Origin of the sequence: Gilliamella sp. WF3-4, from assembly GCF_001690275.1 — a bacterium.
In the GTDB taxonomy this organism is placed as follows: domain Bacteria; phylum Pseudomonadota; class Gammaproteobacteria; order Enterobacterales; family Orbaceae; genus Gilliamella; species Gilliamella apicola_C.
This window is the reverse complement of the sequence record NZ_LZGW01000017.1, coordinates 1-26,161: the sequence shown is the minus strand read 5'-3', so window position 1 is coordinate 26,161 and position 26,161 is coordinate 1. Positions and strand designations below refer to the sequence as shown.

General features: G+C 36.0%; 22 protein-coding genes, 5 tRNA genes and 1 pseudogene. 19 read left to right on the top strand and 9 right to left on the bottom strand.

Annotation, left to right across the window (positions count from 1 at the left end; translation table 11 throughout):
• Nucleotides 1-31: 31 nt before the first annotated feature.
• Nucleotides 32-475: a PTS sugar transporter subunit IIA gene (locus A9G47_RS03515; RefSeq protein ID WP_065642176.1), complete on the bottom strand. Its 444-nt coding sequence runs from the start codon at nt 473-475 to the stop codon at nt 32-34.
• A 316-nt stretch (nt 476-791) separates the two neighbouring features.
• On the opposite strand from A9G47_RS03515, the gene A9G47_RS03510 reads away from it, so the two are divergent.
• On the top strand, nt 792-1,823 hold the full coding sequence (locus tag A9G47_RS03510) for a LacI family DNA-binding transcriptional regulator (protein WP_065566510.1): 1,032 nt from the start codon (nt 792-794) through the stop codon (nt 1,821-1,823).
• Between the two features lie 618 nt (nt 1,824-2,441).
• Here the strand turns inward: A9G47_RS03510 and A9G47_RS03505 are convergent.
• Both A9G47_RS03505 and tgt read right to left on the bottom strand, forming a co-directional pair.
• Nucleotides 2,442-2,518, bottom strand: a tRNA-Pro gene (locus A9G47_RS03505).
• 83 nt (nt 2,519-2,601) lie between these two features.
• The gene (gene tgt / locus A9G47_RS03500) at nt 2,602-3,738 is read right to left on the bottom strand and encodes a tRNA guanosine(34) transglycosylase Tgt (protein WP_065642175.1); all 1,137 of its coding nucleotides are present in this window, start codon (nt 3,736-3,738) and stop codon (nt 2,602-2,604) included.
• Nucleotides 3,739-3,876: 138 nt separating this feature from the next.
• Between tgt and A9G47_RS03495 the strand changes: the two genes are divergently transcribed.
• Entirely contained in the window at nt 3,877-4,554 is a 678-nt protein-coding gene (locus A9G47_RS03495) for a M48 family metalloprotease (protein WP_141674806.1), read from the top strand.
• A gap of 108 nt (nt 4,555-4,662) precedes the next feature.
• On the opposite strand, the gene queA is transcribed toward A9G47_RS03495, so the two are convergent.
• Complete coding sequence (gene queA, locus A9G47_RS03490; protein ID WP_065566507.1) at nt 4,663-5,691, bottom strand: tRNA preQ1(34) S-adenosylmethionine ribosyltransferase-isomerase QueA; 1,029 nt, start codon at nt 5,689-5,691, stop codon at nt 4,663-4,665.
• Nucleotides 5,692-5,847: 156 nt separating this feature from the next.
• Here queA and A9G47_RS03485 point away from each other — a divergent pair, with 156 nt between their 5' ends.
• Nucleotides 5,848-6,606, top strand: a complete 759-nt coding sequence (locus A9G47_RS03485) for a M48 family metallopeptidase (protein ID WP_065566506.1) — start codon at nt 5,848-5,850, stop codon at nt 6,604-6,606.
• Nucleotides 6,607-6,772: 166 nt separating this feature from the next.
• On the opposite strand, the gene A9G47_RS03480 is transcribed toward A9G47_RS03485, so the two are convergent.
• Nucleotides 6,773-7,987 (bottom strand): pyridoxal phosphate-dependent aminotransferase, encoded by a 1,215-nt coding sequence (locus A9G47_RS03480; RefSeq protein ID WP_065566505.1) that lies wholly within the window; start codon nt 7,985-7,987, stop codon nt 6,773-6,775.
• 145 nt (nt 7,988-8,132) lie between these two features.
• Here A9G47_RS03480 and A9G47_RS03475 point away from each other — a divergent pair, with 145 nt between their 5' ends.
• The 7 genes from A9G47_RS03475 (at nt 8,133) to A9G47_RS03445 (ending at nt 15,361) form a co-directional block, all read left to right on the top strand.
• On the top strand, nt 8,133-8,402 hold the full coding sequence (locus A9G47_RS03475; RefSeq protein ID WP_065566504.1) for an ACT domain-containing protein: 270 nt from the start codon (nt 8,133-8,135) through the stop codon (nt 8,400-8,402).
• 37 nt (nt 8,403-8,439) lie between these two features.
• Nucleotides 8,440-9,795, top strand: coding sequence for a PFL family protein (locus A9G47_RS03470; protein WP_065566503.1), 1,356 nt, complete (start codon nt 8,440-8,442; stop codon nt 9,793-9,795).
• Between the two features lie 563 nt (nt 9,796-10,358).
• A complete protein-coding gene (locus A9G47_RS03465) occupies nt 10,359-10,835 on the top strand; it encodes a PTS sugar transporter subunit IIA (RefSeq protein ID WP_065566502.1) in 477 nt (158 codons plus the stop codon).
• Nucleotides 10,836-10,844: 9 nt separating this feature from the next.
• Entirely contained in the window at nt 10,845-11,123 is a 279-nt protein-coding gene (locus A9G47_RS03460) for a PTS sugar transporter subunit IIB (RefSeq protein ID WP_065579786.1), read from the top strand.
• A 10-nt stretch (nt 11,124-11,133) separates the two neighbouring features.
• The gene (locus A9G47_RS03455) at nt 11,134-12,507 is read left to right on the top strand and encodes a PTS galactitol transporter subunit IIC (RefSeq protein WP_065642173.1); all 1,374 of its coding nucleotides are present in this window, start codon (nt 11,134-11,136) and stop codon (nt 12,505-12,507) included.
• Between the two features lie 100 nt (nt 12,508-12,607).
• The gene (locus A9G47_RS03450) at nt 12,608-14,671 is read left to right on the top strand and encodes a BglG family transcription antiterminator (protein WP_065642172.1); all 2,064 of its coding nucleotides are present in this window, start codon (nt 12,608-12,610) and stop codon (nt 14,669-14,671) included.
• 27 nt (nt 14,672-14,698) lie between these two features.
• On the top strand, nt 14,699-15,361 hold the full coding sequence (locus A9G47_RS03445; RefSeq protein WP_065642171.1) for a class II aldolase/adducin family protein: 663 nt from the start codon (nt 14,699-14,701) through the stop codon (nt 15,359-15,361).
• Nucleotides 15,362-15,412: 51 nt separating this feature from the next.
• On the opposite strand, the gene A9G47_RS14850 is transcribed toward A9G47_RS03445, so the two are convergent.
• On the bottom strand, nt 15,413-15,568 hold the full coding sequence (locus A9G47_RS14850) for an integrase core domain-containing protein (protein WP_141673618.1): 156 nt from the start codon (nt 15,566-15,568) through the stop codon (nt 15,413-15,415).
• Nucleotides 15,569-15,727: 159 nt separating this feature from the next.
• Nucleotides 15,728-16,809, bottom strand: a pseudogene (locus A9G47_RS03435) (IS3 family transposase).
• Nucleotides 16,810-16,930: 121 nt separating this feature from the next.
• Here A9G47_RS03435 and A9G47_RS03425 point away from each other — a divergent pair.
• Nucleotides 16,931-17,776, top strand: coding sequence for a DMT family transporter (locus A9G47_RS03425; protein WP_065566497.1), 846 nt, complete (start codon nt 16,931-16,933; stop codon nt 17,774-17,776).
• A 211-nt stretch (nt 17,777-17,987) separates the two neighbouring features.
• A protein-coding gene (locus A9G47_RS03420; RefSeq protein WP_141674805.1) for an IS5 family transposase occupies nt 17,988-18,748 on the top strand; the annotation gives its coding sequence in 2 pieces (ribosomal slippage) (nt 17,988-18,192 and nt 18,192-18,748; 762 coding nt in all).
• A 191-nt stretch (nt 18,749-18,939) separates the two neighbouring features.
• Here the strand turns inward: A9G47_RS03420 and dhaL are convergent.
• Nucleotides 18,940-19,569, bottom strand: coding sequence for a dihydroxyacetone kinase subunit DhaL (gene dhaL / locus A9G47_RS03415; protein WP_065642170.1), 630 nt, complete (start codon nt 19,567-19,569; stop codon nt 18,940-18,942).
• Between the two features lie 2 nt (nt 19,570-19,571).
• Nucleotides 19,572-20,576: a dihydroxyacetone kinase subunit DhaK gene (locus A9G47_RS03410; RefSeq protein WP_065589021.1), complete on the bottom strand. Its 1,005-nt coding sequence runs from the start codon at nt 20,574-20,576 to the stop codon at nt 19,572-19,574.
• Nucleotides 20,577-20,860: 284 nt separating this feature from the next.
• On the opposite strand from A9G47_RS03410, the gene tcdA reads away from it, so the two are divergent.
• The 7 genes from tcdA to A9G47_RS03375 form a co-directional block, all read left to right on the top strand.
• A complete protein-coding gene (tcdA, locus tag A9G47_RS03405) occupies nt 20,861-21,655 on the top strand; it encodes a tRNA cyclic N6-threonylcarbamoyladenosine(37) synthase TcdA (protein WP_065642169.1) in 795 nt (264 codons plus the stop codon).
• 300 nt (nt 21,656-21,955) lie between these two features.
• Complete coding sequence (gene adhE, locus A9G47_RS03400) at nt 21,956-24,658, top strand: bifunctional acetaldehyde-CoA/alcohol dehydrogenase (RefSeq protein WP_065642168.1); 2,703 nt, start codon at nt 21,956-21,958, stop codon at nt 24,656-24,658.
• A gap of 155 nt (nt 24,659-24,813) precedes the next feature.
• Nucleotides 24,814-24,889 (top strand) — tRNA-Thr (locus tag A9G47_RS03395).
• Between the two features lie 33 nt (nt 24,890-24,922).
• Nucleotides 24,923-25,007: transfer RNA gene (locus tag A9G47_RS03390), tRNA-Tyr, on the top strand.
• A 55-nt stretch (nt 25,008-25,062) separates the two neighbouring features.
• Nucleotides 25,063-25,137 (top strand) — tRNA-Gly (locus A9G47_RS03385).
• A gap of 3 nt (nt 25,138-25,140) precedes the next feature.
• Nucleotides 25,141-25,216: transfer RNA gene (locus A9G47_RS03380), tRNA-Thr, on the top strand.
• A 184-nt stretch (nt 25,217-25,400) separates the two neighbouring features.
• Nucleotides 25,401-26,161: elongation factor Tu (locus tag A9G47_RS03375; RefSeq protein WP_141674804.1), on the top strand; the 761-nt coding region annotated here is incomplete at its 3' end.

Below are 26,161 nucleotides of genomic sequence, written 5' to 3'. Positions count from 1 at the left end.
TTATTTATCCTTTTATAAAGTTTAATTAAATTTAATAACGATTGGTTACAGTTAAAATCTGATCGCAATGTTGAGCATTAAAAATGGCTTGCATATCATTTGATTCACCAAATAAGGTTGCCAATTGCGTTAATATTTCAATATGACTAGAACTATCAATTGCTGCTAATAACGTAATTAAATAAACTGGATCATTATCTGCCGAATTGAAATTTACCCCTTGTTTGACTAATAACATTGATAAGCCTAATTGGTTTACACCATGCTCTGGTCTGGCATGTGGCATTGCAATGCCAGGCGCTAACACATAATAAGGTCCAAGTGATTCGTGTAATTCAAAAATTTTTTCAATATAATTAGGAAAAATCGTATTGTTTGCTAATAATGGTGATGCGCAAAGCTGTATAGCTTCTTTCCAATCATTTACAGAATCAACAATATTCACAGTTTGCTGTGTTAAATAGTTAGCGAGCATTTTCTCTCCATTAAAATTCTGATAATTTATTGAAAAATTAGCATATAAATTAAAAATAGCCACAACTAAAATAATAGAAATGTGATAGCGCTATCATATTTGCATAAATTTTTATTTATTTTGTGATGTAGATAACATTTCTAATAAATTCATTAAAAATAATTATGTTGATAGAATAATATTATTAAAAAATTGAGTTTTAAAAGGTGGCTCACAATATTCATATTAATGGATAAGTCACTCATCACTGGCTTGCAGTTGTCAAAATTAGTCTTTTTTAAACGAACGGTTAGATTAAATTCAATTAGGATGAAATATGCAAAGCGCAAAAAAACGGAGGAATACAGGGCAGGTTACTTTATTTGACGTAGCGAAATATGCCGGTGTGGGCTCTATGACCGTGTCACGCGCCTTACGCACGCCAGAACGTGTTTCTGTTAAACTTCGCAAAAAGATTCAAATTGCTATCGATGCGTTAGGATATAAACCCAATGTTACCGCTAGCCAGTTAGCCTCGGCGTCATCTAGCCCAGTTATTGCAGTTATAACAACCAAAAACCACGATCATTCTGCGCAAATTTTGCTTGATGTGTTACAAGCAAATTTAATTAAACAAGGTTATACAATATTGTTTATTGAATCTGAGCATTATTATAACCGTGAACTAAAATTGTTAGATTCTTTACACAACCATAATCTCGAAGCAATATTGTTATTTTATGTCGAAAATGACGTTATTATTGAGAATGTTAATCTTAATAAAACGATACCTATTATGAATATTGGTAAGCAATATGATACAGCGGCAGATCTTTATATAGCGTTAGATAATAGTTTAGCAATGTATATGCTAACCGAACATATAATAAAAAAAGGCTATCAAAATATTGGGTTACTGTGTGCCAACCAACAAAATTATCTCTTTCAACAACGTTTACATGGTTGGCATAAGGCGATGTTGGATTATCATCTACCTACCCATCGAGTTATCAATGCTGCCAAGCCCGCTAATTTTAGTACAGGTAGCTTATTACTGCCTGACATCTTATTGAATTGGCCTGAAATCGATGCCTTAATTTGCACTACTGATGAATTAGCCTGTGGTGTGCTTTATGAGTGCCAACGACGGCATATCCGTGTGCCACATCAATTAGCAGTGAGTGGATTTGGTGATAACGAGTTTTGCCAAGTGAGTTTTCCACCTTTAACAACAGTCTCCTTACCTGCTGTAAAAATAGGGGAACATTTGGCGATGCAACTATTAAGTAAGTTAAAAGCTCAAACTCATTGCCATAAACCAGATTTATCAACGTTCGCCCCTATACTTCGTTTAAGAAACAGTACTTAGTTGCATTGAGTGCCAAGTTATATTAAATCCTAGGTTATATTAAATACTTAGCGGTCATGATATTTTGCATATACATCCAATCGACTAGTTAGCAAGGCTTAAAATAATGAAGCATGCATAGCAATCCCCAAACTGTGGTGGTGTGAAGTAGCGAGTATAAATTACCTTTCTATTTTCTTCACTTCACCGAGTTTAAAATTACACCTCATGTTTCAATCCAGAAAACAGCCAGAAAAACTTCAATAAAATCAATGGTTTTTCTGAATGATTTTTAAACTATAAAATCCTCAATCGCTAAATCACTAATCGGTTACTGATGGTTATGATTTAGCGCCAGAATATACCACGACAGCCATGCATGAAGTCAGAGATTTAGCACAAAGCCTACCCAAATCGAATGTGATAACAGTCGCTTATTTTATCCACAAAAAGCAAAACGCCCAAAATCACATAGCCCTCAAAATAAGCCATTTTGCACTGAAAAATCAGTCAGAAAAGCCATTGATTTTATTTAATTTTTTGTTGTAAAAATAAAAATGCAAAATCAAAATGGCTAGCTTTTTATAAAACTATAGCGATAAAAGGGAAAGTAGATTTTTTAATATGTCAGAAAGGAGATGGTCGGCGAGAGAGGATTCGAACCTCCGACCCACTGGTCCCAAACCAGTTGCGCTACCAAGCTGCGCTACTCGCCGTTAGGAAGCGCATAATACTGCGCTTCCTGAAAAGTGTCAATACTTATAGTAAAAAATATATAGCAAAAAATAGGCTTGAGATTTTATTTTGCTAACGGTGCTGGTGTTTTACCAATACGTTGATAAAATTCAACAACAAAATCCTCGTAACGTTTGTTAGTAACCGCCTCACGAATTTCAGCCATTAAGCGTTGATAATAACGTAAATTATGAATGGTATTTAAACGTGCACCTAAAATCTCACCACATTTATCTAAGTGATGAAGATACGATTTAGTGTAATTTTTACACGTATAGCAATCACAATGAGGATCAAGTGGTGTTGTGTCATCTTTATATTTAGCATTACGAATTTTAATCACACCATTGGTAACAAATAAGTGACCATTGCGGGCATTGCGGGTTGGCATCACACAGTCGAACATGTCAATACCACGACGTACGCCTTCGACTAAATCTTCAGGTTTCCCCACCCCCATTAAATAACGGGGTTTATCAGCGGGTAATTGTGGGCAAGTGCCTTCTAATATACGGTGCATATCAGCCTTGGGTTCACCAACCGCTAACCCGCCAACCGCGTAACCGTCAAAGCCTATTTCAGTTAATCCTTTAATTGAAATATCCCGTAATTCTTGATGAATACCACCTTGCACAATACCAAATAGTGCATTTTTGTTGCCTAATTCATCAAAGCGTTGTCGGCTGCGTTTAGCCCAACGTAAAGACATTTCCATTGATTTTTTGACATAATCCCAATCAGCAGGAAAGGGGGCACATTCATCAAAAATCATTACAATATCAGAACCCAGGTCGTATTGAATTTCCATTGAAATTTCAGGCGATAAGAAAATCGAATCGCCATTAATTGGATTACGAAAATGAACACCTTCTTCTTTGATTTTTCGAATATCGCCTAAACTAAAAACTTGAAACCCACCTGAATCGGTTAAAATAGGTCCTTTCCATTGCATAAAGTCGTGCAAATCACCATGTTTACGCATGATTTCTTGCCCTGGCCTTAGCCATAAGTGAAAAGTATTACCGAGTAATATTTGCGCACCTGTTGCAGCAACTTCTTCTGGTGTCATACCTTTTACCGTGCCATAAGTGCCTACAGGCATAAACGCTGGGGTTTCAACAGTGTATTCAACTCCACGGCGATCGAATTTCATTCGCCCACGACGAGCTAACCCGTCAGTATTATCTAGTTCAAATTTCATTTTTTGTTAACCTCTTGCGACCAAATAAACAGTTTGGCGCGAATTATTGTTATAATGCGTAATCGCATCATTAATTTGCGGAACCTAGTTTATCTTGCTTGACTAAAATAAACAATATTTGAAGGGGCTTTGAATCGTTTGAAACGTATTATTCTACTATTGTCAGGTTGGTCGATGTTTTTTCTCACTGGGTGTCAAATTCAAAGTAAAGCTTACCCCAAAGTGATTACTTCCGATCGGATTCAATTGTTATCTGAAAATGATATTTTTTCAATTAGTCAGATGGCTTGCCTTGAAACAGATAAGCGGGCAGTCATTCCTCCTGATTACCATGCTTTAAGCCAAAGACTCAATAAAATTGCTAAAACCCTGCCTAGCAAGGCTAATAATATTGAGATAAATTATCAAGTTTATATTAATACTGAACCTAATGCATGGTCTACCGCTAATGGTTGTATACGTGTAAATAGTGGTTTGATGAAATTATTGAATGATAATGAGTTACAGGCAGTACTTGCCCATGAGCAGGCTCATATCGCACTTAAACATGCTATTAGCTTGTTTAAGCAAGCGCCTTATATCGAATTTACTGATAAAATTGGCGAACTTGTTGTTATTGCTAAAGAAGACGTGGCTCAACAATATGAAATTGAAGCTGATAACTATGCTTTTGATTTATTAATAAGTAAAAACATAGATCCGATGAGTTTAGTTGACATGCTAGCCAAATTGCCTATTCACTCAACCAATAAACCAACATCACATCCTTCAAGAATAAAACGAATAAAGAATATTATTGCTAGGCTAAAGCGGTAAAAAGTGGTAAATAACTATTTGTGCGATCAGTTAAATAATAGCCAACTAGGTTTGCACTTAGCTCAATTTTATTTGGCTATTTATTTAACCGCTTTTTAAGATTTATTATCACGAAGCCGAAATAAACATAGCATCGCCGTAGCTAAAAAAACGATAGTTTTCTTTAACTGCATGCTGATAAGCATTCATGGTATTTTCGTAACCAGCAAAAGCAGAAACAAGCATAATCAAAGTTGATTCCGGTAGGTGAAAATTTGTGATAAGTGAGTCAATAACCTTAAACTGATAGCCTGGATAAATAAAAATTTGGGTATCGTCAAAAAAAGGAGCGATTTTTCCTGTCTTTTGTGCGGCACTTTCTAAAGCACGAACCGATGTAGTCCCTACTGCGATCACTTTATTGTTTCTGGCTTTGCATGCTAATACGGCATCGACAACCGAATCGGGGACTTGAGCATATTCTGAATGCATAATATGTGCCTCAATATTTTCAACTCTAACAGGCTGAAATGTTCCCGCTCCAACATGTAAAGTAACAAAAGCCATTTCAACGCCTTTTTGTTTTAATTTTTCTAATAAAGGTTTATCGAAATGAAGACCTGCTGTAGGTGCGGCAACCGCGCCAGGCACTTTACTATAGACTGTTTGATAAACTTCACGATCCTGTTCGTTGTCAGGACGATCGATGTAAGGTGGTAAAGGAATATGACCAATTTTATTCAAAATACTGAGCACATCATCAGGGAATTGTAATTCAAATAAAGCATCGTGGCGGGCTATCATGGTCACATTAATGTGTTCATTTTCACCTAATATTAACTCAGTTCCTTCTTTTGGTGATTTTGAGGCTTTAATATGCGCAAGAGCACGATTACCATCTAGTAATCTTTCGATTAATATTTCTATTTTACCTCCAGATGTTTTTTTCCCATACAAACGAGCAGGAATCACTTTAGTGTTATTAAAAATCAATAAATCACCTGGATTAATTTTATCGATAATATCAGTAAATACCTGATCTTCAATTTTACCTGTACGACTATCAAGAGATAGCAGTCGACATGCACTTCTGGTTGCTGAAGGGTGTTTGGCAATGAGCTCTTTTGGAAGCGAGAAGTCAAAATCTGATAGCTGCATAATTGTATTCCTCAAAAAATGAGGCATTAGTCTAAAGCTCTCATTATGTCTAAGCAAGTAATTATTTGTTGATTATTATAATAGTTGCGTTAAAATTCAAACGGTCTAACAGATGTTAGCCGATTACAAGTTATATTTAAATATAAGGAAAATAATATGAAAAAACATCAAAAAACATTGCTAGTTGCACTTCCTTTAGTTGCTGCAATGTCGCTAGTTGGTTGTAAAAACATGGGCGCAGATGACTTAGCTAGTCTTGGCATGAAAGGTTTAAAAGCTGCTACTCTAAGTGATAATGATGTGAAAGCATTAAGTCAACAATCATGTGCTCAAATGGATGCCGAATCTAGAATTGCACCTAAAAATAGTGCTTATACTAAACGATTAAATAAAATCGCTAAATCACTCGGTAATAATTTAAATGGAACACCTATTAACTATAAAGTATACATCACAAAAGATGTTAATGCATGGGCAATGGCTAATGGTTGTGTTCGTGTTTACAGTGGTTTAATGGACATGATGACTGATAACGAAATTCAAGGTGTTTTAGGTCACGAATTAGGTCACGTTGCTTTAGGTCATAGTAAAAAAGCTATACAAGTAGCTTATGCAACAGAAATGGCACTTGATGCAGCAGCATCATCAGGTAATGCAAAAATAGCTTCATTATCTAAATCTAAATTAGGTGCTTTAGCATCAGCAGTGATTAATGCTCAGTTCTCACAAAAACAAGAACAAGATGCGGATAACTATTCTTTCGATTATTTAGTTAAGAAGAAAATCAATCCAGCTGGTCTTGCAACGGCATTTGATAAGTTAGGTGGTGGTGATGCTTCAATCTTAAGTAGCCATCCGTCTTCAACAGCGCGTGCAGATAATATTCGTAAAAAACTTGCAGAGTTAAAAAAATAAGTTCTGTGATTGCATTATGAAAGCGTCATCCATGGCGCTTTTTTTATATCTAATTGATTGTTTTTGATAGCAATGATTTGGTGATGAATTTATTGTAAAATCCATCAACCAACAAGCAAAGGTTTAACAATAGCCTTTTAACAATAATCGTTTAACAATGACTTTTTTATTGTTTATAAGAAGATAAGAATTTAGCAAATCGTCCAATTGCATCTTCAAGGTCGCCTAAATATGGTAAAGCAACAATTCTAACGTGATCTGGCTTATGCCAATTAAAACCGGTTCCTTGTACAAGTAACACTTTTTCCTGTAACAAAAAGTCTAATACCAATTTTTGATCATTATGGATGTTAAATTTTTTCTGATCTAATTTGGGAAATAAATACAAAGCACCTTGTGGCTTAGTACATGAAACACCCGGAATATCGTTCAGTAGGCGCCACGCCAACATACATTGCTCATATAAGCGACCACCTGGCACAATAAATTCATTGATACTTTGATACCCACCAAGAGCCCCTTGAATCGCATGTTGTAATGGTACATTGGCGCATAAGCGCATGGAAGCAAGCATATTTAGACCTTCAATATAGCCTTTTACGTGATGCTTAGGACCACAAAGTGCCATCCATCCTTGTCTAAATCCCGCAACTCGATATGTTTTTGATAAACCGCTCATCGTAATAACAAATAAATCAGGCGCCAATGCAGCAATTGAATGATGTACGGCATCATCATATAAAATTTTGTCGTAAATTTCATCAGCGAAAATAATCAGATTATTTTGACGGGCGATTTCAGCAACCTCAAGCAATATTTCTTTACTATAAACAGCACCAGTTGGGTTATTGGGATTGATAATTACAATGCCTTTTGTTCTAGGTGTAATTTTTTGTTTGATATCATCTAAATCTGGTGACCAATTTGCTTCTTCATCGCACAAGTAATGAACCGCATTTCCGCCCGATAAACTCACTGCCGCAGTCCATAGTGGATAGTCAGGCATAGGTACCAGAATTTCATCACCACTATTAAGCAATGCTTGCATAGACTGGACGATTAATTCCGATACGCCGTTGCCAATGTAAATATCTTCAACATCTAAACTGTTAATACCTCTGGCTTGATAATGTTGCATAATTGCTTTGCGAGCAGAGTAAAGACCTTTTGAGTCACAATATCCTTGTGAAGAAGGTAAATTTCTAATGACATCAACTAACAATTCATCAGGAGCTGCAAAGCCAAAAGGGGCGGGATTTCCAATATTAAGTTTAAGGATTGTTTGACCTTCTTCTTCTAGCCTTTTAGCATGCTCAAGAATTGGTCCACGAATATCGTAACAAACGTGATCCAATTTGTTTGATTTTTGGAAATTTACCATAATATCGCCCTTTCTTTTTTATTGTGATCGTTTTTTAATGTAATGAAAAAAACAATCTACTCCTATTTAGATAATTTTTGAAGATGCTATTATAACTAGCTCAATAAATATTATTTAACTGTCTGAATTTTGTGCGGAGAGAGTTATGAAAACCATTTTAACCGTCATTGGTAAAGATCAAACCGGCATTATTGCCGGTATTAGTCAGAAATTATATGAATTAGATATTAATATTTTAGATGTCAGCCAAACAATTATGGATGAGTATTTTACGATGATTATGTTGCTTGACTTATCTAAAATCAATGTGGCCTTTGATGAGGTAAAAACGACATTGACGCAAACCGGTGAAAAACTAAAAGTTAAAGTCAACATTCAACGAGAAGAAATTTTTGATGCTATGCATCGTTTGTAATATCAATTCTCTATTTTTGTATAAAAGGATAGTACTAATGGAAACAAAACAGATCCTCGAAACCATTAAAATGATTGAGGAAGAAAAGCTTGATATTCGCACAATAACCATGGGTATTTCTCTCCTTGATTGTATTGATAGCGATGGCGAGAAAGCACGTCAAAAAATTTATAACAAAATTACGCTGTTAGCTAAACATTTGGTAAAAGTCGGTGAGGAGATTACCTCAGAATTTGGCATTCCCATTATCAATAAGCGTATTTCTGTCACACCCATATCGTTAATTGCTGGTGCAAGCGATGATAAAGATTATGTTGCATTTGCCAAAACACTTGATGAAGCCGCTAAAGCTGTTGGTGTTAACTTTATTGGCGGATTTTCGGCACTGGTACAAAAAGGTTATCACAAAGGTGATGAAATTTTAATTAATTCAATTCCACAAGCACTTGCACAAACAGAACGCGTTTGCGCATCAGTGAATGTTGGTTCTACACAAACAGGAATCAATATGGATGCAGTCAAGCAAATGGGGCATATTATTAAACAAGCAGCACAATTAACTGCCGATAACAGCAGTATGGCATGTGCGAAGTTAGTTGTATTTGCCAATGCCGTTGAAGATAATCCATTTATGGCAGGCGCTTTTCATGGCGTAGGTGAAGCTGATTGCGTCATCAATGTGGGTGTGAGTGGCCCAGGTGTTGTTAAGCGTGCGCTTGAAAAAGTCAAAGGGCAACCTTTTGACGTTGTTGCTGAAACCATAAAAAAAACAGCATTTAAAATTACTCGTATGGGGCAACTCGTTGGTAAAGAGGCTTCTGAGCGCTTAGGCGTTAAATTTGGCATCGTCGATTTATCGTTAGCTCCAACCCCTGCAATTGGTGATTCAGTTGCCCATATTTTAGAAGAAATGGGGCTAGAAGCAGTTGGCACTCATGGTACAACCGCAGCATTAGCTATGCTCAATGATGCAGTAAAAAAAGGCGGCGTCATGGCATGTGGTCATGTGGGTGGTTTAAGCGGAGCCTTTATTCCTGTTTCAGAAGATGCGGGTATGATTGATGCGGTAAATAATGGCGCTCTGAATCTTGAAAAACTAGAAGCAATGACTTGTGTTTGTTCTGTTGGACTAGATATGATTGCTATTCCAGGCGATACGCCAGCTGAAACCATTTCGGCAATCATTGCTGATGAAGCAGCAATAGGGGTGATTAATCATAAAACAACAGCAGTTCGAATTATTCCTGCTGTCGGTTTAAAAGTAGGCGATAACATTGAATTTGGTGGCTTACTAGGTCATGCGCCCATCATGCCAGTAAATAACTTTAGCTCATGTGATTTTATTCGCCGTGGTGGAAGAATACCTGCTCCAATTCATTCATTTAAAAACTAATAGATTAATTTTAAATAATTGATACCCCTACTCTGCCTGCACTAAAGCTGGCAGAGTATTAAACTTTTAATGCTAAACTTACTTAGCAATGGCAAAACGCGTTTCTTCAATAACATCTTCATTATTTCTAGATTCATTCCTTTTTCCTTCAACCTATCAATTTGAATGTATGGTAGCGCATTTCAGCGCTTCGTTTAGCAATACGCTCTTTACGCTTTACCGTAAGGTTAAGCTTTTATTCACCACCTGATGCTCCACGCCTATTAACAATTAAGATATAGCGATTATCATTAATATCCAAAGGCTTTAATTGGCCTTGCAATAAATCCATTATCTAAAAATTTTTTTACCGTTTGCGGCGAGCTATTTTTTAACAAATCGTGGCTATTGAACTCTCCCTATGATGCGCAATTTCATGGATATTATTTGGCATCAAATCCATTCGTCTCTTTTATCTTAATTCCCTACAATTGATGATATTAAATTAATGCTGCTTTAATTCGAGCAATAGCAAATACGCAATATTTTAGATGTTTGCTAATCACATAATGAGGGAGGATGAAATGGGAAATGAATCTAACAATCACATGTTTTTTGAAGATTTGATTCTTTTAGATAAAAACTTTCAAGATACTAATCAATTTTTTGATTTTACTTTTCCTATTTTAAAAAGTGGTGGTTATGTAAATCATTCCTTTTTAGACGCAATTAAACAACGAGAGTCTTTATTCCCTACCGCATTACCAACAGAACCTTATGTGGTAGCAATGCCACATACCGATGTTGAACATGTTATTAGGCCATTTATCTTCTTTATTCGAGCTAAAGGAACAATTCCATGGTATGAAATGGCAAACAATGACAACTTATTAAAAGCTAATTTTGTTTTTTTACTCGGCTTTAATCAAAAAAATGGGCATATTGATTTATTACAAACATTGATGTCCTGCTTTGTAAATCCCGTTTTTTTGAAAGCACTTTATCACGCAAAAACAACGCATGAAGTTTTTACATTATTGACATCGAATATAAATTTATAAGGAGGCATTATGAAAAAAGTTATTGTTGCATGTGGCAGTGGAGTTGCTACATCACAAACTGTCGCAAGTAAGGTCACTCGTTTACTAAAAGAGCGAAAGCTTGATGAGATAAAAGTAGAAGTTGTTGATCTTAAATCTGTAGATACTCACATCAAAAATAGTGCAGCTTACATTGCAATAACTAAAATTGAAAAACAGTATCCTATTCCCGTCATCAATGGTATTGCCTTTCTAACAGGAATAAATATGGAAGCGGAATTACAAAAAATTATCGATGCCTGTAAATAGGAGCACAAATATGGATTTTCTCGGAACAATTGTAAATTATATTTTAAATTTAGGTGCGCCAGTTTTTGTGCCGTTCATTATGTTAATTGCGGGTTTAATTGTGCGCATGAAATTTAGCGATGCCGCTTCAGCAGCAATTACGTTGGGTGTTGCATTTGTTGGCATGAGTATGTTGATTGGCTTTATGGTTAGTGCTATTGGTTCAGCTGCACAAACCATGATGGAACGAACAGGGATTGAACTAAGCATTATTGATGGCGGCTGGACTACCATGGCAAACGTATCTTGGGCTTGGCCGTATGCTTTTCTTATGTTCCCTTTGCAAGTGGGTATTAATATTTTAATGTTAGTACTAAAAAAAACCGATACCTTTAATGCTGACTTATGGAATGTGTGGGGGAAAATTTTTACCGCTTTTATTGTCACCGCTGTCGCCACGCCAATCTTAGGATCGATTATGGCTTTGGTCTTTGCTTTTATTACAGCTACTTTTCAGATCATATTAGAGCTTAATTCTGGTGATATTAATCAACATCGAATAGAAAAACTAACGGGTATTCCAGGTGTAACTTGTACTCATAGGATGCTATTTTTCAGTGCAATTTATTATCCATTTGATTTGCTTCTGCGCAAAATACCGATGTTAAATAAACCGATGGATGCAGCAGCATTACGTTCAAAAATTGGCGTTTTTGCTGAAAATCATGTAATTGGTTTTTTATTAGGAGCAACTTTTGGGATTATTGCTGGTTATGATGTTGCAGCTATCTTAATGCTTGGTGTGCAAGCTGCAACTGCGCTTATGTTATTCCCAATGATTTCTAAGTTATTTATGCAAGCACTATCACCAATTTCTGAAGCAATTAGTGATTATATGAATAAACGTTTTGCTGGACGTAAATTATTTGTTGGTTTGGATTGGCCGTTTATGGGTGGTTCAAGCGAAATTTGGTTTACCGTAATAGTTGCGATTCCTTTTACCTTAATTTGGGCCGTTATTTTACCTGGTAATAAAATTCTTCCTTTTGCGGGTATTATCAATGTGGCACTTATTGTTCCTGCTTATATCTTAACTAAAGGTAACACATTAAGAATGGTGATTTTAGCCATTATTGGAGTTCCTTTCTTCTTATTTGTTGGAACTCAATTTGCACCAATCATTACTGATTTAGGATTAACAACTAAAGCGATTGATATTCCATCTAATCAGTTAATTTCAAATAGTTCTATCGATGCACCTGTTTTTACCTATGCTTTTTCATTTATTTGGCAATGTTTGCAAGGCTATTTTGTTCCATTAATTTTAGCTATTTATTGGTGTATAGGTTATTTCTTTTATGCACGAGAATTGCGCAAAGAAGCTATACAAGACATAGCGAAATAATGAATAAATGGACGCTAACGTATTCGTTGAACATATTTTAAAGTACACCTGATGGTAATGTTAGTTACCATCAGACAATGAACAATAAGGTAGTTATGATATGGTTATCGATAAGCGAATTCATGCCATTTTAAAAACATTAGTTCATAATCCCAATATTAGTGGCGTTGAACTTCAATCTAAATTTGGGTTAACTCGTAAACAGCTTAGTTATACCATTAAGAAAATTAATAACTTTCTTGAATCATCTAATCTTGAATTAATTAAACGATTTAAAACTGGTAAGTTTAGTGTTCCTAAATTAGTGATCGAAACCTTTAGAGATGAGCCCGTATCGCTTGCTATTGGACGTTATATTTATTCTGAAGATGAACGAGTTCATTTACTACTCTTTTTTCTGTTAATTAGAACGGAAAGGATGTCGTTAATACATCTTTCTTCATCGCTTACTGTCAGTCAAAACACCGTTATCAATGATATCAAAAAAGTACAAGCAATGATTGTTCAATATCATTTACAAATCAACTATGACCGCGAGAATGGTTATCGTATTATCGGTAATGAAATTGACAAACGTTATTTGTTGCTAAAATTAATTCGTCGAATTATTAGTATGCCAATAGCTGACAAAATTTTTAGAGAAAATGAGATTATTACCCAAGGCCGCTTAGAACAAGTAGGACAGGTATTTAGCGAAATAGAAAAGAAATTAAAAATTGTTTTTACTGATGAGCAGTTGCAAGAGCTAACTTACTTTATTTGTTTTATGTTACAGCGCATAGAAACCGATAAAAAAATTGCGCTTTTGCCAGACAACTATACTGAAGTAGCCAATAGTCGTGATTTTCAATTATTGAAAAAACTCATTGAACGATTCGGTATTTGTGATCTTAATGAGCAAATTTTTTTAATGGTGTTAGTTCAAAGTTCTAATATACAAACGCTATCTGATAAATATTTTCATTTAGATGCGGTATTATTAGAAAGTGTTGTTGAAGTTGTTGATAGTTTCGAACAAATTAGTTGCATTACCTTTCAAGATAAAAGTGAGCTCATTGAGCGTATCTATCAGCATTGGAAACCTGCTTATTACCGTATTCGGTATCACATTACCAATATTAATAGTGTGTATGACATCGTATTGCAAGAGTTTGGTCATTTACATGAAATGGTAAGAAAAGTCATTTTCCCTTTCGAAAAAATTTTACATTGTAATATACCCGATGAAGAGGTCGCTTTTATTACCGTATTATTTGGTGGTTGGTTAACTCGCGAAGGTTTAATTAATCAAATTAAAACTAAAAAAGTAGCGATTTTTGTTTGTGAAAATAGTGCAACGGTTTCAACTTATCTTTATTTGACGTTACAAATACTACTTCCTGAATTGCATTTTTCTGATGCTATGTCTAAACGTGAGTTTGAGAAATATAACCACTATTACGATATTATTTTTTCAACTTCACATTTACTTACTGATAAATTGTTATTTATTGTTAATCCTTCACTCAATAATTTCCATAAAAATGCTTTTCGTAATCAAGTTATTCGGGCTTTACAAGGTATTGATCCTAGCATAATTCAGGTTGAAGAGCTTATGTTAATTATCGAAAAATACAGCTTTATCAAAGATCAAAAAGCATTACAAAAAGAATTAACCACTTATCTTTATAACGATGAAGTGCATGATAACCCTGTGCGAATAACGCACCAAGAGCCTCCTTCACTTGCTGATTTAATGGAAAAAGAGCATATCAATATTACACAAAAGAGGGATATAACATGGGAAAGTGCATTGGCTTTAGCTGCACAACCGCTGTTAAACGACCAATCCATAGAAAGTTGCTACCTTGAAAGAATGGTTAACAAAATCCAATTTGAACAACCTTACATTATGCTGGTAGATGGGCTAATTATTGCTCATGCAGGTATTGATGATGGTGTGAATAAAGTCGCTATGTCATTACTTAAGCTATCGGAAAGAATCAATATTTGCGGTTATATGCAGGCTGATTTAATTGTTGTTTTAGCAACAAATAATCCACAAAAACATCTTAAAGCACTTGCTCAATTGAATGAATTATTAGAGTTTCACGAAGGCGCAACTCGCATACGAAATGCCAAAAATAGCAATGAAATCTGGGAATTGTTTGCCAATTATCAATAAATAACTTGTCAAAATAGGAGCTATAAAATGTTAGAGATACAAAAACAATATGTTGTCGATATGGCTAAAAAATCAAGTGAGTGGGGACTATGCAAACATAAAGCGGGTAATTCTAGCGTACGAGATAAAGAGACAGGATATGTTCTTGTCACTCCTACAACAATTGATAAAAAATTATTAACAATACGGGATATTGTTGTAATGGATCTGGATGCAAATGTTATTGAAGCCGATTCAGGATTAAGACCAACCAGTGAGTGTTTAATGCATCTTGAGATTTATAAAGCTCGTCCAGATGTTTTTGCTATTTCACACACGCATTCTATTTTTGCAACATCATTTGCTGTATTAGCAAAACCTATTCCAGCCGTTGTTTATGAGTGTGCAATTCTTAATTTAAAAGATGCTGTGATCCCTGTTGCACCCTATGGGAGACCGGGTACACCAGACCTTTCAAATAGCGTTATAGAACCCATAAAACGAGCTGATGCCATTTTAATGGAAAAGCATGGTGCTATTGCCGTAGACAAAGATCCTTATGAAGCTGTATTAAAAGCTGCATATATTGAAGAAATGGCTGAAATATACTATCACGCTTTACTGATTAATGGCGGTAAAGATCCGGGTGGATTTCCGTCAGAGGAGTTACAGCGTTGGGCCTATCCTTCACAAATTAAATTTAAAAAATAATTTTTAGTCTATTTATTTTAATACGTTAATTGTAGGAAAACGCCGAGTTGTTTACACTTCATGGTTAAAATAATCCTCTAAAAACTCATAAGGCGTTTTCCCTGAAATCGCTTTATGCGGTTTAACGGTATTATAAAAATTAATAAAGCGTTTCAGTTTTTGTTTTCTATCTTGTGAATCGCTAAATATATGCTGATTATACCACATCGCAATTCAAAGTTCGTATCACTCTTTCGGCTTTCCCATTCGTTTGTGGGCAGGCGGGTTTGGTGAATTTTTGATTAATACGATGGCTATGGGACGTTTTAACAAATAAGTGTTCACTTTGTAAATACCCCAAACTTAGTACACAACTTACGTAGAAAATTAAGCTGCCTGTTTTAATGTTTTATATTCGAGCGGTGTCATGTTATTTAATGCCTCATGCGGTCTTTCGGTGTTATAAATCGTTAACCATTCTTCGGTTATTCTCCTTGCTTGTGCTAAGTTGTTAAAAAGATATAAATCGAGTACTTCAGTACGATAGGTGCGATTAAATCGTTCAATGTACCCGTTTTGATATGGGCTACCGGGCGCTATATAATCAATGGCTATATCATGTGATTTAGCCCAGTTTATAAAGGTTTTTCCTGTAAATTCTGGTCCATTATCGACGTGTATTTTTAATGGATAGCCATGGTATTCAGCCAGTTTATCTAAGTAACGGGTAACTCTCCCTGCCGGTAAGCTTACTGCAATATCAATACCTAACGCCTCACGATTAAAGTCATCGATGACATTGAATGTCCTAAAGCGACGTTGATTACAGCTACTATCACTCATAAAATCCATTGACCAACATTCACATTGTTTATTAGGAACCAATAGCTTTTCTGGTGTTCGTTGGGGGGTACGTTTTTTACGTTTAGCTCTAATATTAAGTTTTAACTCACAATACACCCGATAAACACGCTTATGATTCCATTTATAGCCGAGCTTTCTGATACGATTAAAGCATTTAGGAAAGCCCCAGCGTAAATGCCGGTCTGTGATAGCATTCAACACCGAAACAATCACCGAATCATCCTGTAACTTAGGTTGATAATAGTAAGCACAACAGCTTAAGCCAACAATGGCACAACTCATAGCAATAGTAACTGAATGATTTTGTTGTAGTTGCTGTGCCCACGTTTTACGTGCCCCAGTTGGCACTAAAGCTTTTTTATGATTTCTTCCTGAAGCTGGGATTTTAAGCTCAGTTCGGCAAACATCTGTTTAAGTTTACGGTTTTCGGCCTCAAGCTCCTTTAAACGTTTAATATCAGAGGTTTTCATACCACCGTATTTATCACGCCATTTATAGAAAGTTGAATTACCCATGCCCTATTTACGGCACAGTTCTTTAACGGGAATACCCGCTTCAGCTTCTTTTAAAATAGCGACGATTTGATGGTCAGTCATTTTTTTCATAATTAAATCCCCTTTACTTTTATCATAGAGAATTTTCTACTTTTTTGCTGTACTATTTTAGGGGATAGTTACACATTGTAACAATAAAAAATACTAAACAATATATTAAGGTAGCCGTTCAATGAGATATTTATATTTTTTCCTTACATTACTCTTTGTGTCATTTTTAGCCACTGGAGGGATCTTTGTCAAATTAAGTGAATTAGGACCTATTAGTACAGGTTTTTATAGGGTACTGTTTAGCATTCCAATACTATATCCTTTTTTTAAAATAGAAAAAAGGAATAAAGTGATCTGTAAAGATAAACTTTTACTCTATATTTCTGGAGGATTTCTAGCAGGGGATTTAATACTGTGGAATATATCTTTCTCATATACGACAGTCGCAAATGCAAATTTATTAGCAAATTTAGTCCCTTTTAGTATAGTGCCGGCCTGCTATTTTTTATATAAAGAAAAAATATCAAAAAAATTTTTACTAGGATTGTTTTTAGCTTTATTAGGGCTTTTTATCCTGATCACCGGTAAACAAAATACTAACGAAGGAAATGTCTTTGGTGATTTTCTTGCATTTATGACATCTATTTTTTATGCCTTATTTTTACTCATTGTTTACAAAGTAAGAACTAGAGTATCTAGCGTACAAGTTATGTATTATAGTGCCTTTGGCTCAGTTGTTGTCCTTTTATTAGCCAGTTTAATTATGGAGGGAGTTAGTTACCCTACAAGTTGGAGAGAACTATGGCCTCTTATTGGGTTAGCTATTTTTTCCCAAATACTAGGGCAAGGTGGCCTTAGCTATATTCTAGGAAAAATATCTGCTAGCCTTGCATCAATATTAGTTCTTATGCAGCCTGTTATTTCCGCATTATATGCTTATATTCTTTTTCATGAAAATCTATCTCTCCAAGAGATTCTAGGAATATTTATTGTTATAGTCGGGATTTTCTTTGCTAAAAATAAATGACTTTTTTATCCTTTTTTAAGACTGAATTCGGTACAATTTAGAATTCAGTTTTTACTTTTTGTAGTTGCTAAAGCGGATGGAAAATTAGTTACAACTTTCCATCAAAAATAATTCAAATAATTAGGGTGTATTGATCTTTCGTGATTGTTTTTTAGACGGCATGATGTGAGTTATAATAATTCTGCAAAAAACAACCCTAACTCGATTCATCATGCCAAGAACAATGCTAACAGATAAACGGTGGGAAAAGCTACTACAAATAATGAAAAATACCGGCCGAGTTTATAATAAATCCGAGCATCGGATGACGTTTGAAGGGATCCTTTTCCGAATGAGAACCGGTATTCCTTGGCGAGATTTGCCAGAAGAATTTGGTGGATGGAGCACCGTCTATAGGCGATTTAATTTGTGGTCTAAAAAGGAATATTAGTTGATATTTTCAAACATTTATCACAACTAGCGGATTTTGAATGGGTGTTCCTAGATGGCTCGATTATCAGGGCTCATCAACATAGTACAGGCGCTGCAACGGAGCATTCCGAGCAAATAGGTCAGAGCTGTGGCGGTCATTCAACTAAAATTCATCTTGCGGTTGATAGTGGTGGTTTGCCTATTTTTTTTGAGCTTTCTGAAGGACAACGACATGATATCACTTATGCAGAAAACCTAGTTGAAAAGCTCGATGAAGTGAATACAGTGATAGCCGATAAAGGTTATGACAGCGAGCCTTTTCGGTGCTTTGTTCGTCAAAAAGGCGGACGAACGGTGATTGCTAAACGTAATTATGGTAAGGATATAGATAAAAGCAGTATGGATAGGTGCCTTTATCGCTATCGTCATTTAGTCGAGAATGCCTTTGCTAGAATCAAGCAATATCGTTCAATATCAACTAGATACGATAAGTTAGAAAGGAATTATGCCAGTATGGTATCACTGGCATTTATGTTAATGTGGCTGCCAATGTATTGTTGAGTAATTTATGTACAGCAAAGATCAACAGCCCCTAGTCAATTAATAGAAAAATAGTGAATCAGTAAAAAATTTTATATTAAAAAATTAGATGTTGTTTGAATACTTAGACATTTTATCAATGATACTTAGAATATTATTTTATCGATATTGTGATGATGATGTCCGCCGATGATATCGGCGGATTTATTGTTTTATTGGGTTTGGATATATTCATTCATATATTTTAAGATATACGCCATTGAAGCCGCTCCCGGATCCATGTGACCAATTGCGCGTTCACCTAAATTTTTAGTTCGTCCAAATACAGCGATCATCTGTTTCGTTTTTTCTGCGCCTTCCATAGCAGATTGTGCGATTTTAGGTAGCGCATCGATTAACTTCGTAGATGTTAATTGACTTGCGGTTGTTGCGCTAGCGGCTAAGGCATCAACCATAGTCTTATCCCCTGGTTTGGCTTTTCCGCGTTGATAGACTGCCTGCCAACCTTCGTTAAGGAGTTTTGATAATACATCAGAATCAAACTCTGTTACGCCTGTAATACTTTTTCCGCCCGCTCTAAATAAAGTACCAAAAATAGCGCCAGAAGCTCCGCCCATACTTATCATTAACTTTGTGCCAATTTGTGTAAAAAAATCACCTATATTAGCTGGTTGAAATTTCTCGTCTTGTAGTAACACAATGATCGCTTCAAACCCTCGTTTGATACCGATACCATGATCACCATCACCGACTACTTGATCTAATGCGGTTAAAGTTGGCTCGCTTTCGACCATCTTTTCAGCAGTAAATAGCATCATTTTACGGACTTGTAGTAAATTCATTTTTATTTTCTCCATCCTAGTGTTTGGCAAGGTAAATCATAAAGGTGTCGTAATTCTTCATCTAATTTCAATAAGCTAATTGAAAAACCAGACATTTCAAGCGATGTGCAAAAATGACCGACAACAACATCGTGGCTAATTATGCCTCGTATACCAAGTTCAATGCCAACTTTGCGTGTTATGATGTACAACTCGGCGTTACTAAGCGCGCCTAAATTATTAATCAATACGCACACTCGATCGCCTTTTTTAAAAGGTAAATCATCACATAAATTGTCTATCATTTCTTTGACAACTTGATCAGATGAGGTAATCACTTGTCGGCGCAACCCTGCTTCTCCATGAATACCAATACCTATTTCAATCTCGTTATCCTCTAATTGAAAATTGAAATGACTTGATTGGGGTAGTGCACATCCATCTAGGGCAACACCTATAGTACGGACATTGCCATTTGCTTTTGATACTACTTGATAAAGATTATTAAGATCATATTTTTCAAATTGCGCAGCTGCACCAGCAATTTTGTATAAAAACATCAGGCCAGCAACACCTCGACGATCAGAAAGCTTAGATAATGGCGCAGAGGCAATGTCATCAGTTGCTCGAATCGTTTTGATTGTAATATTTTCTTCTGCTAATATTTCAGCTGAAATATCAAAGTTCATGCCATCACCAGAATAGTTGCCATATAAAAAAAGGACGCCTTTCCCTTTTTCTATAGCTTTGGTTACTTCAATAATTTGATCGGGCGATGGTGATGTAAAAACTTCTCCAAGTGCACAGCCATCAATACCTCCTTTACCGATAAAACCAGCAAAAGTCGGCTCGTGACCTGTGCCACCGCCTGATACAATGACAACTTGATCATTGGCAATATGGTTACCATAAACAGCACAATGCTCTGAAATTGCTGTTAGCTTTCCCTGATAAGCATAGATCAACCCTTGCATGACTTCTTGCCTTACATTATTGGGATCATTAAGCAGTTTTTTGGGGTTGCGCATTCTTTATTTCCTCTCTATTAATTATTGTTAACATTATTTATTGTAGGAAAAATTAATAACTCAAACGAATACAATTAATGACAAATAATATCCTACTTATTGCGCATCATCGGGATGATTTAGTTGATCTTTATGAGAGCTAGAAATTTAGTTGTTTATTCTTGAAAGAACATAATAGCACCAATACATATTAATAACTTGTTTATAAAAGAGGGTTGCAGTTATAATTTGTAAAGTTTTCAAAAAAGCTGATATTTGAGTATAACCATCATCAAGAATTATCTATGAATACAGAATCTTATCTTCAACGTTTTAGTGGCATTGCACGGCTTTATGGACAATCAGCTTTACAATGCTTTTCGCAAGCGCATATTTGTGTGATTGGTATTGGCGGCGTGGGTTCTTGGGTTGCTGAATCGCTAGCGCGTAGTGGCATTGGTCAAATCACCTTAATTGATATGGATGATGTTTGCGTTACAAATACTAACCGCCAAATTCATGCATTAAAATCCAATATCGGTAAAGCAAAGACATCGGTTATGGCTGAGCGAATTTTACAAATCAATCCTGAATGTGTTGTGAATGAAATTGATGATTTCATTAATGGAGATAATGTCAGTGAATATTTGGGCACAAAACAATCACCGCGTTATCACTATATTATTGATGCTATCGATAGTGTAAATGATAAAGCGGCTGTACTTGCATATTGTAAGCGACAGAAATTAACGGTGATTACCATCGGTGGAGCTGGTGGGCAAAAAGATCCTACTCAAATTAAAATTGCTGATTTAGCAAAAACAATTCAAGACCCATTAGCCGCTAAATTACGCGAAAAATTGAAAAATCATTATAAACTTAATAAGGACAGTAAAGGTAAATTTGCCATTCCATGTGTTTATTCTACCGAACAACTAACTTATCCAGCTAAAAATGGGCAAATATGTTTTACCAAAAGTGACGCAGACGGCCCTAAAAAAATGGACTGCGAATCAGGATTTGGGGCAATTACCACAGTCACAGCAACTTTTGGTTTTGTTGCTGTGAGTTATGTATTAAATAGATTATGTCATTTATGATTTATATTTTGAACTAAGCAAACAGCTTCTTTTTTATATATGAGTTACTTTCAATAACAACTATTTTTTATTAGAAATAGTTGTTTATCTGTTGCTATTTTTATTATTCAATTTTTTTCTCTTCTTAAAAATCATTGTTCTATTATTAAACTACTTTTTTGTTTAATATCTTATTGTATAAATTAAAAATCTGATTTAGGATAGTGCTAATTTCGTTTTGTTATTATGCTTAAGCATTAAATAGTTTCAAGGAAGACGCCAAACGATCCCGATTTATTTTTTAATTTCAAGGAGAAATCTATGGCAGTAACTAATATGAATGAGTTAAATGAGTTAATGGCTCGAGTGAAAAAAGCACAGGAGACTTATTCAACTTATACTCAAGAGCAAGTCGACAAAATCTTTGTAGCAGCCGCAACAGCCGCAGCGGCAGCACGTATCCCACTAGCACAACAGGCAGTTGCTGAGTCAGGAATGGGAATTGTTGAAGATAAAGTCATAAAGAACCTTTTTGCTGCAGAGTATATTTTAAACAAATTCCGTCACGATAAAACTTGTGGTATAGTGGCTGAAAATGAACCATTTGGTACTATTACTATAGCAGAACCACTTGGTATTATTTGTGGAATTGTTCCAACCACTAACCCTACTTCAACTGCGATTTTTAAATCATTAATTAGTTTAAAAACTCGTAACGCAATTGTATTTTCCCCTCATCCTCGAGCAAAAAAATCAACGATTGAAGCAGCTAGAATTGTATTAGATGCCGCAATTAAAGCTGGTGCACCAAAAGACATTATTGGTTGGATTGATGAACCATCCATTGAGTTATCAAATGCGTTAATGCATCACGATGATGTCTCGGCTATTTTAGCAACAGGTGGTCCGGGTATGGTAAAAGCAGCTTACAGCTCAGGCAAACCAGCATTAGGGGTTGGAGCGGGTAATACGCCAGTTGTTATTGACGAAACAGCAGATTTAAAACGTGCTGTGGCTTCTGTTCTTATGTCTAAGACATTCGATAATGGTATGATTTGTGCTTCAGAACAAGCAATTGTTGTGGTTGATTCTGTATATGATGAAGTGCGCAGTTTATTAACCCAATATGGCGCATATGTATTAAACGCTAAAGAAACTAAAGCAGTACAAGGTATTATCTTAAACGATAAAGGCGCGTTAAATGCTAATATTGTTGGTCAACCAGCGACCAAAATTGCTGAAATGGCCGGCTTCAAAGTTCCAGCTGGTTCGAAAGTACTTGTTGGCGAAGTGAATAAGGTTGACTTGTCTGAACCATTTGCTCATGAAAAACTTTCGCCAACACTTGCTATGTTTAAAGCTAAAGATTTTTCTGAAGCGGTTGATAAAGCGGAAAAATTAGTTGAAATGGGTGGGATGGGGCATACTTCTGTGCTTTATACTGATCAAGATAGCAACCGTGAACGTATTGCTTATTTTGGTAGTAAAATGAAAACTTGCCGTATTTTAATTAACCAACCAGCAGCTCATGGCGGTATTGGTGATTTGTATAACTTTGATTTGGCGCCATCTTTAACATTAGGGTGTGGCTCTTGGGGCGGTAACTCGGTATCTGAAAATGTTGGACCGAAGCATTTAATCAATAAGAAAACAATCGCTAAGAGAGCAGAAAATATGTTATGGCACAAATTACCAAGTTCTATCTATTTTAAACGTGGCTCGCTTCAAGTTGCTTTAAATGAAGTGATTGAGCAAGGCGCAAAACGTGTATTTTTGGTAACCGATAAATTTTTATTTAACAACGGTTACTCAAAACAAATCACTGATCAATTAGAAGCACAAGGTGTTATTTGTGAAACTTTCTTTGATGTTGAAGCTGATCCCACTTTAAGCGTTGTTCGTAAGGGTACGGACTCAATGCAATCATTCCAACCAGATATGATTATTGCGCTAGGTGGCGGTTCGCCAATGGATGCGGCTAAAATTATGTGGGTTTTATATGAGCACCCTGAAACAAAATTTGAAGAATTAGCATTACGTTTTATGGATATTCGTAAACGTGCTTGCCATTTCCCAAATATGGGTCAAAAAGCAAAATTAATTTGTGTCACAACAACATCGGGTACAGGCTCTGAAGTAACGCCATTTGCTGTTGTTACTGATGACGCAACTGGTCAAAAATATCCATTAGCGGATTATGCAATTACTCCGCATATGGCTATTGTTGATGCTAATTTAGTTATGAACATGCCAAGATCACTTTGTGCCGCCGGTGGTTATGATGCGGTTACTCATGCTTTAGAAGCTTATGTATCTGTGATGGCTAGTGAGTTTTCTGATGGGCAAGCGTTGCAAGCGCTAAGCATGCTTAAAACGTACCTACCTGCAAGTTATAGAGAGGGAGCTAAAAATCCTATTGCCAGAGAGAAAGTACATAGCGCAGCAACATTAGCTGGTGTTGCTTTCGCTCAAGCATTTTTAGGTGTTTGTCACTCTATGGCACACAAAATTGGTGCTGCATTCCATATTCCTCATGGTGTGGCTAATGCAATGTTAATTAGCAATGTGGTGCGGTTTAATGCAACGGATAAACCAACTAAACAAGGTACTTTTAGTCAATATGGTTATCCTAAAGCCATTAGCCGTTATGCAGAAATCGCTGATCATTTAGGTTTAACCTTAGCTACTGACAAAGATGAAAAGAAAGTCGAGAAATTAATTGGTTGGTTAGATCAACTAAGAAAAGATCTTGATATTCCATTTTCTATTAAAGAATTTGGCGTGGATGAAAATACTTTCTTAGCACAAGTTGATCAACTAGCGATTGATGCTTTTGATGACCAATGTACAGGTGCAAACCCACGTTATCCTTTAATTGCAGAATTAAAACAAATTTTGCTTGATACCTATTATGGACGTGCATATCAAGACAATGGCGATATTAGCGAAGATGTTGCTATCAATACCGCCGCTAAAGGTGTACAAACGTCTAAAAAAAAAACTAACTTCAAAAAATTAATATAAATTAATTTATTGATTTATTGATTAAAAAAAGACCTGAAATAGCTCATATTTCAGGTCTTTTTTATGTTTTTGATTTTTTTTTAATCAAACAAAATAAAATTTGTTTTTTTTGCTTGCAAGGTTGAGTGTTCTAGTACATAATGCGCAGCACTTAGGCCGGCTTAGCTCAGTAGGTAGAGCAACTGACTTGTAATCAGTAGGTCGCCAGTTCGATTCCGGCAGCCGGCACCATTTTCCTAAGTAGACAAATTTATAAAGATTCGGGGTGGGGTTCCCGAGCGGCCAAAGGGAGCAGACTGTAAATCTGCCGTGTCACACTTCGAAGGTTCGAATCCTTCCCCCACCACCATCATCTAATATTAGCAATAGCTAATTGAAGCATTTAGGTAGCCGAGTTTGAACATGCGGGCATCGTATAATGGCTATTACCTCAGCCTTCCAAGCTGATGATGCGGGTTCGATTCCCGCTGCCCGCTCCAATTGCTGATATAGCTCAGTTGGTAGAGCGCACCCTTGGTAAGGGTGAGGTCGGCAGTTCAAATCTGCCTATCAGCACCATTCTTGTTATTCTCCTAAACTTCTAAAAATATCAAATTTGACTGCTTTTAATGCTTGTCACTAGATAGCTTTATCTGTTATTATTCAGAGCTAATTTTAAGTTAGTATTATGTTGATATTAAATATGATACTTGGTTAATGTGGTGAATCGCCACCGATTTGTATTACATTTGAGGGACAATCGATGTCTAAAGAAAAATTTGAACGTACAAAACCCCACGTTAACGTTGGTACAATCGGCCACGTTGACCATGGTAAAACAACTTTAACTGCAGCAATTACTTCTGTTCTTGCTAAAAAATACGGCGGTCAAGCTCGTGCATTCGATCAAATCGATAACGCACCAGAAGAAAAAGCACGTGGTATCACCATCAATACTTCACACGTTGAATACGATACACCAACTCGCCACTATGCGCACGTAGACTGCCCAGGCCATGCTGACTATGTTAAAAACATGATCACTGGTGCGGCACAAATGGACGGTGCTATCTTAGTAGTAGCAGCAACTGATGGTCCTATGCCACAAACTCGTGAGCACATCCTTTTAGGTCGTCAAGTAGGTGTTCCTTACATCATCGTATTCTTAAACAAATGTGATATGGTTGATGACGAAGAGTTATTAGAATTAGTTGAAATGGAAGTACGTGAACTTCTATCTCAATACGATTTCCCAGGTGATGACACACCAGTTATCCGTGGTTCAGCGCTTAAAGCATTAGAAGGCGAAGCAGCGTGGGAAGACAAAATTGTTGAATTAGCTGAAGCATTAGACAGCTACATCCCAGAGCCAGAGCGTGATATTGACAAACCATTCCTATTACCAATTGAAGACGTATTCTCAATTTCAGGTCGTGGTACAGTAGTAACTGGTCGTGTTGAACGCGGTATCATCAAAGTGGGTGAAGAAGTTGAAATCGTTGGTATCAAACCAACAACTAAAAC